Source organism: Curtobacterium sp. L3-7, from assembly GCF_048756585.1.
Taxonomy (GTDB): Bacteria; Actinomycetota; Actinomycetes; order Actinomycetales; family Microbacteriaceae; genus Curtobacterium.
In genome coordinates, this window is record NZ_CP151474.1 from 1,432,984 (window position 1) to 1,447,080 (window position 14,097).

At 69.0% G+C, this 14,097-nt stretch carries 14 protein-coding genes; 10 read left to right on the forward strand and 4 right to left on the reverse strand.

The genetic code is table 11. From position 1 onward, the window contains the following. Positions 1–25 precede the first annotated feature (25 nt). Genes AAEP80_RS07085 through AAEP80_RS07110 form a run of 6 tightly spaced genes read left to right on the forward strand, consistent with a single transcriptional unit; the run spans position 26 to position 5,798 of the window. The gene (locus AAEP80_RS07085) at positions 26–994 is read left to right on the forward strand and encodes a carbohydrate kinase family protein (protein ID WP_420366506.1); all 969 of its coding nucleotides are present in this window, start codon (positions 26–28) and stop codon (positions 992–994) included. A gap of 34 nt (positions 995–1,028) precedes the next feature. Next, positions 1,029–2,393 carry an extracellular solute-binding protein gene (locus tag AAEP80_RS07090; protein WP_420366507.1) on the forward strand — a complete coding sequence of 455 codons (1,365 nt, stop codon included), beginning with the start codon at positions 1,029–1,031 and terminating at the stop codon, positions 2,391–2,393. 11 nt (positions 2,394–2,404) lie between these two features. Beyond that, positions 2,405–3,361, forward strand: coding sequence for a carbohydrate ABC transporter permease (locus tag AAEP80_RS07095; RefSeq protein WP_420366508.1), 957 nt, complete (start codon positions 2,405–2,407; stop codon positions 3,359–3,361). After that, positions 3,358–4,182: a carbohydrate ABC transporter permease gene (locus AAEP80_RS07100; protein ID WP_413602708.1), complete on the forward strand. Its 825-nt coding sequence runs from the start codon at positions 3,358–3,360 to the stop codon at positions 4,180–4,182. The genes AAEP80_RS07095 and AAEP80_RS07100 overlap by 4 nt, the downstream gene beginning before the upstream one ends. A gap of 11 nt (positions 4,183–4,193) precedes the next feature. Then, the gene (nagB, locus tag AAEP80_RS07105; RefSeq protein ID WP_402728215.1) at positions 4,194–4,964 is read left to right on the forward strand and encodes a glucosamine-6-phosphate deaminase; all 771 of its coding nucleotides are present in this window, start codon (positions 4,194–4,196) and stop codon (positions 4,962–4,964) included. Between the two features lie 54 nt (positions 4,965–5,018). Next, positions 5,019–5,798 (forward strand): alpha/beta fold hydrolase, encoded by a 780-nt coding sequence (locus AAEP80_RS07110; protein ID WP_420366509.1) that lies wholly within the window; start codon positions 5,019–5,021, stop codon positions 5,796–5,798. Positions 5,799–5,821: 23 nt separating this feature from the next. Here the strand turns inward: AAEP80_RS07110 and AAEP80_RS07115 are convergent, their stop codons facing one another. From AAEP80_RS07115 to AAEP80_RS07125, 3 genes are read right to left on the reverse strand one after another with little or no spacing between them, the layout of a single operon-like run. After that, a complete protein-coding gene (locus AAEP80_RS07115; RefSeq protein ID WP_420366510.1) occupies positions 5,822–6,952 on the reverse strand; it encodes a zinc-dependent alcohol dehydrogenase in 1,131 nt (376 codons plus the stop codon). A gap of 35 nt (positions 6,953–6,987) precedes the next feature. After that, positions 6,988–7,491, reverse strand: a complete 504-nt coding sequence (locus AAEP80_RS07120; RefSeq protein WP_420366511.1) for a hypothetical protein — start codon at positions 7,489–7,491, stop codon at positions 6,988–6,990. After that, complete coding sequence (locus AAEP80_RS07125) at positions 7,452–8,603, reverse strand: glutathione-independent formaldehyde dehydrogenase (protein WP_420366512.1); 1,152 nt, start codon at positions 8,601–8,603, stop codon at positions 7,452–7,454. Before AAEP80_RS07125 ends, AAEP80_RS07120 begins: the two co-directional genes overlap by 40 nt. 228 nt (positions 8,604–8,831) lie before the next feature. Between AAEP80_RS07125 and AAEP80_RS07130 the strand changes: the two genes are divergently transcribed. Further along, positions 8,832–9,842, forward strand: coding sequence for a response regulator transcription factor (locus AAEP80_RS07130; protein WP_420366513.1), 1,011 nt, complete (start codon positions 8,832–8,834; stop codon positions 9,840–9,842). Positions 9,843–9,911: 69 nt separating this feature from the next. Then, the gene (locus AAEP80_RS07135) at positions 9,912–10,541 is read left to right on the forward strand and encodes a DUF1345 domain-containing protein (protein ID WP_281267014.1); all 630 of its coding nucleotides are present in this window, start codon (positions 9,912–9,914) and stop codon (positions 10,539–10,541) included. Between the two features lie 114 nt (positions 10,542–10,655). Here AAEP80_RS07135 and AAEP80_RS07140 read toward each other — a convergent pair whose 3' ends face one another. Continuing rightward, a complete protein-coding gene (locus tag AAEP80_RS07140) occupies positions 10,656–11,336 on the reverse strand; it encodes a hypothetical protein (protein ID WP_420366239.1) in 681 nt (226 codons plus the stop codon). Between the two features lie 283 nt (positions 11,337–11,619). Between AAEP80_RS07140 and AAEP80_RS07145 the strand changes: the two genes are divergently transcribed. Then, positions 11,620–12,084, forward strand: coding sequence for a hypothetical protein (locus AAEP80_RS07145; RefSeq protein ID WP_420366514.1), 465 nt, complete (start codon positions 11,620–11,622; stop codon positions 12,082–12,084). Between the two features lie 71 nt (positions 12,085–12,155). Further along, the gene (locus tag AAEP80_RS07150; protein ID WP_420366515.1) at positions 12,156–14,024 is read left to right on the forward strand and encodes a glycoside hydrolase family 2 protein; all 1,869 of its coding nucleotides are present in this window, start codon (positions 12,156–12,158) and stop codon (positions 14,022–14,024) included. The last annotated feature ends 73 nt before the right edge of the window (positions 14,025–14,097 follow it).

Below are 14,097 nucleotides of genomic sequence, written 5' to 3' on the forward strand. Positions count from 1 at the left end.
TGATCCGCAATGACGAGGAGAAGCCGTGCCCGAGGCGAGCCCGACCACCGATCCCGGTGCCCTGCTGTTCGCCGGCGACGTGTTCTGTGACCTGGTGTTCTCCGGTGTCACGGCGCCTGAGCAGGGCGCCGAGGTGTACGCAGACGCGTTCGCCGTCACCCCGGGCGGCGTCGCGAACCGCGCGGTCGCCGCGGCCCGGGCCGGCGCGCCGACCCGGGTGCTCAGCCGCCTCGGCGACGACGTCCTCGGGCGGCACGTGCACGGGCTGCTGACCGCGGAGCCCCTGCTGGACACGAGCCTGCTCGCACTCGTGCCCGGCCACCAGAGCTCGGTCTCCGTCGCGCTGACGGGGCCGGAGGACCGGAGCTTCATCACGTACGAGGAGCAGCTCGAGCCCCTGACGATCCCCGACGACATCGGCCGGGTTGCCGCCACGCACGTCGGCATCGCCCGTCCGCTGCCGGCGTGGGTCGCGACGCTCCGCGCATCGGGGACCACGGTCGTCGGCGGCGTCGGGTGGGACCACACCGGCGAGTGGTCCGGCGAGGTGCTCGGTCGGCTCGCCGAGGTCGACGTCTTCGTGCCGAACGACGTCGAGGCGATGCGCTACACCAGGACCGACACCGCGCTGGAGGCCGCGAAGGTCCTGGCCGAGCGCGTCCCGCTCGCCGTCGTCACCCGCGGCCGGGACGGCGTCGTCGCGGTGGACTCGGCGAACGGCGTCGTCGCCACCGCCGAGACGATCCCCGTCGACGTGGTCGATCCGACCGGCGCCGGTGACGTGTTCGTGGCCTCGTTCATGGCCGGCACGCACCACGGCTGGGACCTCGACACCCGTCTCCGGTTCGCCGCCGCGAGTGCCGCATACGCCGTCACCGGACTCGGTGGCGCCGCGAGCGCCCCGCACCCGGCCGAACTCGTCGCCTTCCTCCGCCGTACCGCCGCACCCGGTGACTGGTCGTTCCTCGACGCGTCCGTTCCCACCGGCGCCTGACCCCCCAGCACCATCCACCCACTCGCAGAACTGGATGACCATGAAGCACATCAGCAAGACGACGATGCTCATCGGCGTCGCAGCCGCGGTCGCGCTCGGCCTGACCGCGTGCACCCCCGGCGGATCCGCGGCGCCCGCGGCGTCGCAGAGCCTCGGCCCGGTGTCGAAGGACGTCGGTTCGGGGAAGACGACGCTGACCGTCTGGGACCAGAACACCGACACCGGTATCGACGACGCGCAGCAGGTCCTCAACGACGAGTTCGAGAAGGCGCACCCGAACATCACGATCAAGCGGGTCTCGCGGTCCTTCGCCGACCTGAAGACGACGCTCAAGCTCGCGCTCTCCGGGGACAACCCGCCGGACGTCGTTCAGGCGAACCAGGGGTACCCGGACATGGGCGCCTTCGTGAAGGCCGGGTTCCTCCGTCCCGTCGACGACTACGCGAAGCTCTACGGCTGGGACGACTCCTACCCGTCGAGCCTGCTCAAGCTCAACTCGTTCTCCTCCGACGGGAAGACCTGGCAGGGCGACGACCTCTACGGCGTCTCGCAGACCGGCGAGCTCGTCGGGCTGTACTACAACAAGGCCGTCCTGAAGGACGCCGGCATCGACTCGCCGCCCACGACCGTTGCCGAGCTGACCGAGGACATGCAGAAGGTCAAGGCCGCAGGCACGCTCCCGCTGAGCTACGGCGACGTCGAGAAGAGCCCCGGCATCCACCTCTACGGCCTGGTGCTCTCCGCTCTCGCCGGGCGTGACGCCGTGAACGACCTGGTCGCCGGCAAGTCCGGCAGCTGGACGGGCGACGACGAGGTCACCGCAGCGAAGACCATCAGCGACTGGGTCAAGGACGGCTACGTGACCGAGGGCGCGAACGGCGTCTCGCGCGACGACGCCGTCGCGGCGTTCGGCAAGGGCGAATCAGCGTTCCTCATCACGGGCACCTGGTACCAGGCGACGCTCGAGGCCGCGGCGAAGGCGGACGACATCGGCTTCACGGCGCTGACCCCGCCCGACGCGTCGAAGCCCGTCACGATGGGCGGCGAGGGGCTGGCGTGGGCCATCACCTCGAAGACGAAGAACGCGAACGCGGCCGCCGCGTACATCGACTTCGTCACGAACGCGAAGGCCTCCGAGACCCTCGTCCAGAAGGGCAACCTGCCGACGGTGGTCCCGGACGACGACACCCCGGCATCCGGCACGATCGCGGGCGACATCACGAGCAACTACAAGTCGATCTCGTCGTCGAACAGCATCACGCCGTACCTCGACTACGCCACCCCGACGTTCTACGACACGATCACGGCCGCGATGCAGGACCTGGTCGCCGGCAAGGCCAGCCCGGAGCAGTACACGAAGACGCTCCAGGACGACTACGCCGGCTTCGTGAAGAAGTAGCGAGGACCCCCGTGACCCAGTTCACCGGAACCACGGCGGGTGCTGCCGACCGCAGCGCCCGCCGCGGGCGGACCCGCCGGACGGCCGGCGCCGTCCGGAAGCGGCGGCGGAGCCTCGTCGCGTACCTCTACATCCTCCCCGCGTTCGTCGTGTTTGCGGTGTTCCTCGGGGTGCCGTTCCTGCAGAGCATCCAGTACTCGTTCTACGACTGGGACGGGCTCTCGGCCGCGACCTGGGCCGGGTTCGCGAACTACGCGGGCGTCTTCACCGACGCCCAGCTCCGAGCGTCGTTCGGGCACGCGCTCGTGCTGATGGTGTTCTACGCGGCGATCCCCGTGGTCGTGGCGCTGTTCCTGACCGCGCTGATCTCGCGGGCGAACGGCCTCCGTGGGATGTCGTTCTTCCGCACCGTGCTCTTCCTCCCGCAGGTCATCGCCTCGGTCGTCGTCGCGACCATCTGGGTCTCGATCTACTCGTCCGACGGCCTGTTGAACGACGGGCTCCGGCTCGTGGGCCTCGGACAGTTCGCGCAGGTCTGGCTCGGCGGATACGACACCGCCCTGCCCGCGATCGGCTTCGTCGGCACCTGGCTCAACGTCGGGCTCTGCCTGGTGCTCTTCCTGTCCGGCGTCGGCAACATCCACCCGAGCCTGTTCGAAGCCGCGCGCATCGACGGCGCCGGGGCCGCTCGGGAGTTCTTCTCGATCACGCTGCCGTCCCTCCGCGGGCAGATCGCCGCCGCGCTCACCCTCACGGTGGTGTCCGCACTGAAGACGTTCGACCTGGTCTACGTCACGACGAGCGGTGGGCCGGGAAACTCGACGTCCGTGCCCGCGTTCGAGGCGTACAACCGGGCGTTCCAGACCGGGCAGGTCGGGTCGGCCGCCGCTGTCGCCGTCTCGCTCACCGTCGTCATCATGATCGTCACGGCCCTGATCGGCCGTCTCCAGCCGAAGGACGTCGCATGAGGATCTCCGTCCGCGAGAAGACCGTGAACTACGTCATCCTGACGCTGTTCGCGCTCTTCGCGATCATCCCGCTCATCGGGGTGCTGCTGTCCTCGGTCACCCCGTCGGCGCAGAACTCCGGCGGGTTCAGCGTGCCGACGTCGATCGACCTCGGGAACTTCGGCGCCGCGTGGAACCAGGGACACTTCGCGAGCTACATGCTCTCCAGCGTGCTCGTCACGGTGTCGGTCGTCGTCCTCACGACCGTCCTGGCGGTGTTCGCCGGGTTCGCGTTCGCACGGCTCGACTTCTTCGGCTCGAACGTGCTCTTCTTCGTGATGCTCGCCGGCCTGATGCTCCCCGCCGAGGCGTTCATCATCCCGCTCTACTTCAACCTGCGGAGCGTCGGGCTGACCGACACCTACACGAGCCTGATCCTGCCGCAGACCGCGCAGTCGTTGGCGTTTGGGATCTTCTGGATGCGCAGCCAGTTCCGGAGCTTCCCCGGGGAGGTCATCGAGGCTGCCCGGCTCGACGGTGCCCGGGACGTGCGGCTGCTCTGGCAGGTCATCGTCCCCGCGGCCGTCGCCCCGATCATGACGATGGCGCTCCTCATCACGATGTGGACCTGGAACGAGTTCCTGCTGCCCCTGGTGCTCATCACGAGCGAGGACCACCGGACCGCACCGCTCGGCCTCGCCTTCTTCAAGGGCGCCCACCTGACCGACTACTCGCTGCTGTCCGCCGCGGGGGTGATCGTCGCGCTGCCGATCGTGGTCCTGTACTTCTTCCTGCAGAAGCGGTTCATCTCCGGGATGCTCGGCGGCTTTGCGGACCGCTGAGGAGCGCCGACGTGGAGATCGTCATCCTGCCCACGCCTGCTGAGGTCGGTCGCGTCGCTGCGGCGAAGATCGCCTCGGTCGTGGCGAAGAAGCCGTCAGCCGTCATCGGTCTCGCGACCGGGTCCAGCCCCCAGGGCATCTACACCGACCTGCAGCGCCGCGTGGACGCGGGAGAGATCTCCTTCGCCGAAGCACGCGGGTTCGCCCTGGACGAGTACGTCGGGATCCCGCTGGAGCACCCCGAGTCGTACGCGTCGGTGATCGCGCGTGACGTGGTGGCGCCGCTGGGCTTCGACGCGTCGCGGGTCCGGGTGCCGGACGGTCGTGCTGCGGACATCGAGTTCGCGGCGAAGGAGTACGACGCCGCGATCCGTGCCGCCGGTGGGATCGACGTGCAGATCCTCGGGATCGGGGCGAACGGGCACATCGGCTTCAACGAGCCGACGTCCTCGTTCGCGTCACGGACCCGCATCAAGACGTTGGCGCCGTCCACGCGTGAGGCCAACGCCCGGTTCTTCGACAGTCTGGACCAGGTGCCGACGCACTGCATGACGCAGGGGCTCGGCACGATCCTCGAAGCGCAGCAGCTGGTGCTCGTGGCGCAGGGGTCGGCGAAGGCCGACGCGATCGCGGCCGCGGTCGAGGGGCCGCTCAGCTCCTTCGTGCCCGGCAGTGCGCTGCAGCTCCACGAGCACGCGACCGTCGTGGTCGACGAGGAAGCAGCAGCCGGACTCCGGCTCGCGGACTACTACAAGTACACGTACAGCAGCAAGCCAGCCTGACGGTCGGACGACCGGTCGGTCCGTCACGGTGCGGGGGACTCATAGGCTTGCCGGGTGATCGTTCGCGTCCTCGGTGCTGGTCGTCCGCTCGTCGCCCTCCACGGATTCGGGGTGGACCATCGCATCATGCTGCCGCTGGCGGACGCGGTGCAGGACCTGCCCTGGCGACTCGTGTTCCTCGACCTCCCGTGGACCGAGGCCGCCGCGGGCACCTCGACCGCGACGAGCGCGGGCGAGGTGGCCGACGGTGTCCTCGCGGAGATCGACGAGCACCTCGGCGACGAGCCGTTCGCCGTCATCGGGAACTCCTTCGGCGGCATGATCGCCCGCCATGTCGCGCACGAACGCCGGGACCGCGTGCTCGGCGTCGCGACCCTGGCGGGGGTCGTGCAACCAGCACACGCGGACCGCGCCGTCCCCGAGCGCACCGTGCTCCAGACCGACCCGTCCGTCCTCGAGGCGGCCGGTGACGCGCGAGAAGCGTTCGAGGAGGTCAGCGTCATCCAGGACACGGCCGCGTTTGCAGCGTTCAAGCAGTACGTGTTGCCCGGTCTCCGCGGCTCGGACGCTGCGATCATGGAGCGCATCGCCGCTGACTACGCGCTGGAGGCCGTGCCCGAGGCACGTCATCCGGCGCCGTTCACCGCGCCGGCGCTGCATCTGTTCGGTCGGCAGGACGACGTCGTCGGGTACGAAGACGGCCTCGCACTCCGGGACCACTACCCACGAGGGAGCTTCGTCGTCCTCGACGCCGCCGGACACAACGTGCACCTCGAGCAACCCGAGGTCACCACCGCCCTGGTCCGCGACTGGCTCGCACGCATCGATCGGTAGCCCGTCCGTTGCCGGGGCGTCGATCAGGGTCGGAAGACGGCCCTGACGCATCCGTCGGTCTTCTCCTTGAACATGGCGTAGCCGCCGGGTCCGTCGTCGAGTGGCATGACGTGCGTGGCGAGGTGCTCTGTGACGATCTCGTCCCGCGCCATCCGCTCGAGGAGCATCGGGATGTACCGGTGTCCGTGCTGCTGAGCGGACCGGAGCGTCAGGCCCTTGTTCATCACCGCCCCGAGGGGGAACTTGTCGACGAAGCCCCCGAAGACGCCCAGCACGAAGATGCTGCCGCCCTTGCGCGCAGCGAAGACCGCCTCACGGACGGCAGTCGGTCTGTCCGTCTGCAGCCGCAGCTGCTGCTTCAGCTGGTCGAAGGCGAAATCGGGCCCGTCGCGGTGTGCCTCCATGCCGACAGCCTCGATGCACACGTCGGGGCCGCGGCCACCCGTGCGTTCTCGGAGCTCGGCCGTCACCTCGGCCGTCTCGTAGTTCATGGTCTCTGCACCGATGACCTGCTCGACCTGCGTGAGCCGTTCCTGGAAGCGGTCGATCACGATGACGCGTTCCGCGCCGAGCAGCATCGCACTGCGCGCAGCCATCTGGCCGACACCACCAGCGCCCCAGACGGCGACGGTGTCGCCGGGCCGCACACCCCCGAGGTCCGCTCCCATCCATCCCGTCGGGGCGGCGTCGGACGCGAAGAGCGCCCGCTCGTCGCTGACCCCGTCCGGGACGGGGAAGGCACCCTGGTCCGCGTACGGCACCCGGATGTACTCCGCGTGACTCCCGGCCCATCCGCCCAGTGCGTGCGAGTAGCCGTAGCAGCCGCCGGGTGCCTGGCCCCAGAGCATCTCGGGGATGCCCGCGTTGGGGTTGCCGTTGTCGCAGAGCGAGAACAGTTCGTTGCGGCAGTACCAGCACTTCCCGCAGCTGATGAACGAGCACACCACGACCCGGTCACCGACCTTGTGCTCGGTGACGGCCGATCCGACTTCGACGACCTCGCCGATGAACTCGTGTCCGAGCACGTCGCCTGCCCGCATGGTGGGGACGTACCCGCCGAGCAGGTGGAGGTCGGACCCGCAGGTCGTGCTCAACGTCACCTTGACGATGGCGTCCTGGGCGTTGAGGATCTCCGGGTCATCGACGTTCTCCACCGAGAGTTCGTTCACCCCGGTCCAGCACAGGGCCCTCACAGCACACCCTCGCCCTTCGCATCGTCTTCTGCTTCGTCGACCGCGTGGCCGAGCAGCGTGCGTGGACGGTCGCCGTGCGGTCTCGGGGTTGCGCGCAGGACCTCGCCTGTCTCGAAGACCTGCTTGGCATCGCGCAGCGCTTCCCGCAGGGTCCGGTTCGGATCGCTGCCGTCCACTCCGAGGTCGGCACCGTCAGGCACGCGGGCATGCACCTCGAAGCCCTTGTCGCCCGGAGCGGGCTCGACCCGGATCTCAAGCGCCGCAGCCAGACGTCCGAGCGGCTCTGGGTAGCCGTCGCGCTCGAACGCATCGGCATCGCCCAGGACGGTTACCGCCTTCCATCCTTCCGGGTGTGCCGCGTCACCGTCCGATCCCCGAGGCTTCGTCACCAACGACCGGGCGACCAGGCCGACGGCGACCCCCGCGACCCCGACCGCGGCGGCAGCTCTGCCCACCATGATCAGGACCGCTTCCCGGGCTTGAGGACGACCTTGGTCCACCCGTCGTCTCGGTTGTCGAAGTGCTCGTAGGCGTCGGGAGCGCCATCGAGCGGCAGCTCGTGGCTGACGATGAACGACGGTGTCGCCTTACCAGCAGCGATCAGGTCGCGGAGCGGTCGGTTGTACTTCTTGACCGGCGCCTGTCCGGTGCCCATGATCTGGCCCTTGAACCAGTGCAGTCCGATGTCGAATGCGATCTGGCCCTGCTTCGCCAAGTCGTCGGGTCCGCCTGGGTCCTGCGGCACGAACACGCCGACGGTTCCGATCCGTCCGGTGAACCGCACCGACTGCACCAGACGGTTGAGCGTGAGGTTCGGCTGTTCGTCACCACCGGGGTCGTGCGCCTGGTAGCCGACGCATTCGCAGCCGTTGTCGGCGCCGAGCCCCATCGTCTGCTCGAGGACGGCCTGCACGGGGTCGACCTTCGAGTCGTCGATGGCGATCGCGCCGATGGACTCCGCCAGTCGGAGGCGGTCCGGATGCCGGTCGACGACCATCACCTTGCTCGCTCCCCGGATGGTGGCCGACAGGGCGGCCATCAGTCCGACCGGGCCGGCGCCGTAGATGACGGTCTGGTCGCCCGGCTGCACTCCCGCCATCTCGGTGGCGTGGTAGCCGGTCGGGAAGATGTCGGCGAGCATCACGTAGTCGGATGCCTTCTCCTCAGCGTCCTCGCCCAGTCGGAGACAGTTGAAGTCGCCCCAGGGCACCCGCAGGAGTTCGGCTTGTCCGCCGGCCCATGGGCCCATGTCCGCGAATCCGTACGCGGCACCCGCCCACTCGGGAACGGGCTGAGCGGTGAGGCAGTAGTTGGTCAGCCCGCGCTCGCAGTTCTTGCAGTGCCCGCACGCCACGTTGAACGGCAGGACGACGTGGTCCCCGACCTTGACCTTGTCCACACCGCCGCCGACCTCGATCACCTCGCCCATGTTCTCGTGACCGAACCAGCGGCCGGTCTCGAAGCTGGTGCGCCCCTCGTACATGTGGAGGTCGGATCCGCAGATGTTGGTCGTGGTGACGCGCACCAGCACGTCGGTCGGGCGCTCGATGCGCGCATCGGGGACGTCCTGCACCGTGACCTTGCGCGGCCCCTCGTAGACAACGGCTTTCATGTTCGTCTCCTCTCGTGCGGGACGTGCCCTGGCTTGCGCCGCGGGCCGGTCTGCCGCGCGACACCCTCATGGCACGCCACCCGGAGCGGGAGCACCATCGGCAGACATGCCCATCCGACTTCGCGCAGTGTGGGCACGCGTACCGCATCACCGTGCTAGACCGGCGAGAGACGGTTTTCGGACAACTCCTTCGATTCCCGCCGCCGATGGTCATGAGGTGGTCGAACCGTGACACGCACTGCTGCACTGCTGCTCGCTGAGATCGCAGCGCGCCCGGGTCCCGTCCACGATCGAGCGCAGGCGCTGCTCGATGAACTGCACCACCACATCCCGTTCGACGGCGCGTGGATGGCACTGGCCGAACGGGGGAGCACGGGGTACAGCGCGGTCGCGAGCACGGACCTCGACGAGTCGAGCGTCCGCTACCTGAGCGGTCCCGAGGTGGCACGCGACATCGAGCGGACCGGTCTTGATCGCGCACGGCCTCCCACCAGTCTCTCCGACCTGCCCTATCCGTCGGCGGACCTGCAGACGTGGGCGGAGTGCCTGCTCCCCGCAGGATTCCACGAGGCGTTGTCCGTCGCACTGTTCGAGGACGGCGGGCGTCACGTGGGCTTCATGACGGTGCTGTTCCGGAGCGCGGCCCCGCCGTCGCGGACACTCCGCCGGCGACTCACTCGGCTCCTGCCCGAGTTCGCGTCGGGCATCGACCCGGTCCGGTCGCTGGCGACGTCGGCAGCCTCCGTCAGCGGAGCCCGGTCGGGCGTGGTGCTGCTTGCCGGCTCCGGGGTCACCCGCATACCGGGCCTGTCCGATGACGTGCTCCTCGCCGCCGATTCCGCGCTCGTCGATGCGGCCAGGGACGCCATCAGTGAAGGACAGCGCTACGCCACGTTCCTGTGGCCGCGTGGGAGCCGACAGCTGCCGGACGGTTACACGCGGGCGACCGTGCTCGCCTGCGATCGGGATCTCCAGACAGCGGCCCGAGGGGTCGTCGTGCTCTCACCCGCCGGGCGCCTGCGGGGCTTGACGCCGCGCGAACTCGAGGTGCTGGGCCACGTGATCGAGGGGTGCTCGAACCTCGAGATCGCCCGAGCGCTGATGATCGCCCCCCGCACGGTCGCTGCGCACATCGAGCACATCCTGTTCAAGCTCGATGCCACGTCGCGCACGCTCGCCGCCGTGCGCGCGGAGCGTGCCGGTCTCTACGTGCCGCTCTCGCGCGCCCGGCAGGGCTGAGCGTCGCGTGGTGGTCTCGAAGCTGCATGCGCGGCTGGACGAAGAACCACTGTTCAGGAAGGAAGGGTCATGTCCCACCTGTCGATGAAGGCCGGTGTCGGCGCGATCGTCGGGGCAGTGGTCGCGGTGATCGCCGCTCTCCTCGGTGTCCCCGATCTGTCGCCGCTGTTGGGCTGGGCGATCGCCGCAGGAGTGTTCCTCGTCTGGGCGTGGTCCGCGGCCTGGCCGGCAGATCCCGAGCGGACCCGTGCCCTCGCTCGCCACGAGGACCGGTCACGGAAGCTGGTCGACGTCCTCGTCATCGCCGCGACGTTCCTCAGCCTCGTCCTGGTGCTCTTCGCGCTCGTCCGCAGCCAGCAGAAGGACCCGGTCGGGTCTGCCGCTGCGATCCTCGCGGTCGTCGGCGTCGTGGCGGCCTGGGCGGTCGTGAACACCGTGTACGCCTTCAAGTACGCGCGCATGTACTACATCGACGACAGCCACCGTTTCGACTTCGATCAGGACGAGGACCCGTCCTACAGTGACTTCGCCTACACGGCCTTCTCGATCGGGATGGCCTACAACGCGGGCAACATCACCCAGTCGTCCACCCCGTCACGCCGGATCGCCCTGGGTCACGCGCTGCTGTCCTACTTCTTCGGCACCTTCGTGGTCGCGGTCGCCATCAACCTGATCACCGGCCTGGCCCAGGGAGGGTGAGGACGACGACAGCGGAGTGGGCGAGCGGCACAGCACAACGCCCCGTCGCGGGTGCGACGGGGCGTTGGCTTTTCCGGTCTGTCATGCGCAGACGGAAACCTGCGCCAGGCGTGCTTACTTGATCTTGGCGGTGATGGTTGCGGTGCCGACGAGGAGGCCGCTCTTGACGGCGTCGGTCTTGAAGGTGCTGTTGAGCAGCTTCGCGGCGTCCGCGGAGACGTGGACGGTGGTGCCGGTGAGGATCGCGTTGTCACCCTCGAGCTGCAGGGGCTTGAGGGTCCCGCCGTGCAGGCTGAACAGGTACGCGTTCGCTGCGGCGACCTGCCCGTTGACCAGGACGTCACCGTAGAGCTTGGACGAGCCCGGGTTCACCACGAAGTTCTCCAGCGTGACGGTCGTGTCCCCGGCCTTCAGGGTCAGACCGGAGTCGTCGTGGTTCAGCAGGCCCTGCACGTACGGACGGTACTTCCCGTCCGGGGACCAGTAGGTGACCGAGCCGGAGGTGATCGGGAACGACACGGCGCCGTCGGCGAGCTTGGCGTTGCCGGACACACCCGGGGTCAGCTTCAGCGCGGTGAGCGCGTCGGTGAAGCCGGAGTCCAGCGCGACGGAGGTGTCGCCACCGAGGACCTCGGGAACCGACGCGACCGGTGCGGGGATCTTCGACGACGACGACGCGACGGTGTGGATCGCGGGGGTCGACGCGTTCGCGGCGGAGACACCGAACGCGGCACCGCCGAGGACGAGGGCACCCGTCGTGGCGAGGGTGATGGTGGTCTTGAGGGACTTGCGCATGATGGTCATTCCTTTGCTGTGTCGCGCTCGGCGCGGCGGACTGAAAGCGCGCCGAACACACTCCGACAAGGAGTGGAGAACCAGCTATCTGCGGCTGGTGAGCGCTCCGGGTGTTTCCCGGTCTGTGCATGGGATTCGGCACCGTCCCGGAAAGGGTTTGGACCGGTTCCCCCTCGTTACCGTTCCGTTATGCAACAGGGCTCGGTCTTCGTGTGCCCCGGACGTGCGGTAGCGGTGGCCTGACACGCTCCGCGAAGATCCGGCGAGGCGAAAGGGGGCGCAGGTGCAAGCGAGATGGGTGGTCGTCATCGCGGTTGCGGCGGCCCTGGTGGGTGGCGGGACGTGGGTCGGGGTCGCTGCGTCGGATGACGGAGGCGTCCGTCGCATCGCCGACCGGGTCGCGGTGCCGTCGGGGTGGGAGCTCGAGCACGAGGAACTGACGCGCGGGGCCGGACTCTGCCTCCAGCTGTCCGGGTTCGGGCATCCGTGTCCGTCGGTGACGAGGACGTACTCGGCTCCGCCGACGCTCGACGACGCCGCCTTCCGTGGCATCCTCGATCGCTCCGATCTGGGTCTCCGACAGACCGGCTCGTGCACCCCTGTGGACGGCGCCGGTCTCGAGCTGACGTGCGGCGCGGAGGGCTCCGACGAGCGCTTCACCGAGCGGGTGTCGTACACGACCCCGTACTCGGGGTCGAAAGACGGATCGCTGCGGGTCTCGGTGACCCCTTCGGCCCGGCCGCGGTGAGCAGGGTGGACAGCTCAATTGCAACGTTGTAGCGTCGAGGCGACCCCCCGGTACCGACTCAAGGAAGAGCCATGACCACGACCTCCCAGACGCCCCGCCCCGAGTACCCCCGGCCGCAGTGCACCCGCGAGCGGTGGATGAACCTCAACGGCCGGTGGGGCTTCGACTTCGATCCGGGTGACTCGGGCTTCGAACGCGGCCTGTCGTCCCCTGATGCCGAGCTGTCGCGGGAGATCACGGTGCCCTTCGCGCCGGAGTCGACGCTCTCGGGCATCGGCGACGTCGACTTCCACCACGCCGTCTGGTACCGCCGACAGGTCTCGGTGCCGACGGACTGGGACGGGCGGATCCTGCTGCACTTCGGCGCGGTGGACCACGACACGACCGTCTGGGTCGACGGGCGAGAGGTCGGTCGGCACCGCGGCGGGTTCACGAGCTTCACGTTCGACCTCACCGCCCGCGCCGGGGTCCGCGCCGGCGACATGGTCACCCTGACAGTCCGCGCCCGTGACTCGAAGGACGCACCGCAGGCACGGGGGAAGCAGTCCACCGAGTACGCGAACCACGATGCCGATTACACCCGCACGACGGGCATCTGGCAGACGGTCTGGCTCGAGCCGGTCCCCGAGGTCGCGATCGGCCGTCCGCGGATCACGCCGGACCTCGACGGCGAGCACTTCGCCGTCGAGGTCCCGCTCAGCACCGGGCTGCCGGGTGGTCGCGTCCGCGTGACCGTCTCCGACGAGCACGGCGTGGTGGGGGAGCGCGAGGTCCGTGCCGACCTCACGCTGACGCCGCGGCTCACGGTCGCGATCGCGGAAGGCCGCGTCCGGCCGTGGTCGATCGCCGATCCGTTCCTCTACGACGTCCGCGTCGAGCTGCTGGACGCAGACGGTGCCGTGGTCGACCAGGTCGGCAGCTACGCCGGGCTCCGCAGCGTCTCGATCGTTGGCCGGTCGGTGCTCATCAACGGCGAGACGGTCTTCCAGCGCCTCGTGCTCGACCAGGGCCTCTACGCCGACGGACTCCTCACCGCGCCGTCGGACGCTGCGCTCGTGCACGACATCGAGCTCAGCATGCAGGCCGGGTTCAACGGTGCACGCCTGCACCAGAAGGTCTTCGAGGAGCGGTTCATGTACCACGCCGACCGTCTGGGCTACCTCGTGTGGGGCGAGTTCGGGGACTGGGGCTGCAAGACCACCGGCCCGAGCGACGACCGGCAGCAGCCCGACGCCAGCTACGTCGCCGAGTGGCTCGAAGCACTCGAGCGCGACTACTCGCACCCGGCCATCATCGGGTGGTGCCCGCTCAACGAGACGCGACAGCACATCTCCGACCGGATCACCGCCCTCGACGACGTCACCCGGGCGATGTTCCTCGCAACCAAGGCGATGGACACGACCCGTCCGGTGCTCGACGCGTCAGGCTACGCGCACCGCGTGTTCGAGACCGACGTCTACGACTCGCACAACTACGACCAGGACCCGGCCACGTTCAGCGCGACGCTCGGGATGCTCGACCCCACGACGCGGACGGCGTTCATCAACACCGAGGACGACGGCGACCGACACGTGGAGGGCGCGACGCCGTGGAGCCTGCCGTACAACGGCCAGCCCTACTTCTGCAGCGAGTTCGGCGGCATCTGGTGGAACGCCGAGGCCGCTGCCGCCGCTGATGCCCCGGAACAGTCAGGCACGACCTCGTGGGGGTACGGGGAACGGGTCCGCTCGCTCGACGACTTCTACGAGCGCTTCGAGGGGCTCGTGACCGCGCTCCTCGGCAACGAGCACATGTTCGGGTACTGCTACACGCAGCTCACCGACGTGTTCCAGGAGCAGAACGGCGTGTACGACTTCGCCCGCGGACAGAAGTTCGACATCGAACGCATCCGCGAGATCCAGACCCGGGTCGCCGCGATCGAGGCAGCTGCTCGTCCCTGAACGGCCCCGACCGGCAGGCGCGTGCAGCCACGTCTGCCACTACAACGATGTACCACTTCACGAAGGAGTGAAC

Coding starts and splice junctions, on each gene's coding strand:
- AAEP80_RS07140 (WP_420366239.1), bottom strand. CDS start 11,336: ATGCGCAAGTCCCTCAAGACCACCATCACCCTCGCCACGACGGGTGCC.
- AAEP80_RS07100 (WP_413602708.1), top strand. CDS start 3,358: ATGAGGATCTCCGTCCGCGAGAAGACCGTGAACTACGTCATCCTGACG.
- AAEP80_RS07090 (WP_420366507.1), top strand. CDS start 1,029: ATGACCATGAAGCACATCAGCAAGACGACGATGCTCATCGGCGTCGCA.
- AAEP80_RS07125 (WP_420366512.1), bottom strand. CDS start 8,603: ATGAAAGCCGTTGTCTACGAGGGGCCGCGCAAGGTCACGGTGCAGGAC.
- AAEP80_RS07135 (WP_281267014.1), top strand. CDS start 9,912: ATGTCCCACCTGTCGATGAAGGCCGGTGTCGGCGCGATCGTCGGGGCA.
- AAEP80_RS07150 (WP_420366515.1), top strand. CDS start 12,156: ATGACCACGACCTCCCAGACGCCCCGCCCCGAGTACCCCCGGCCGCAG.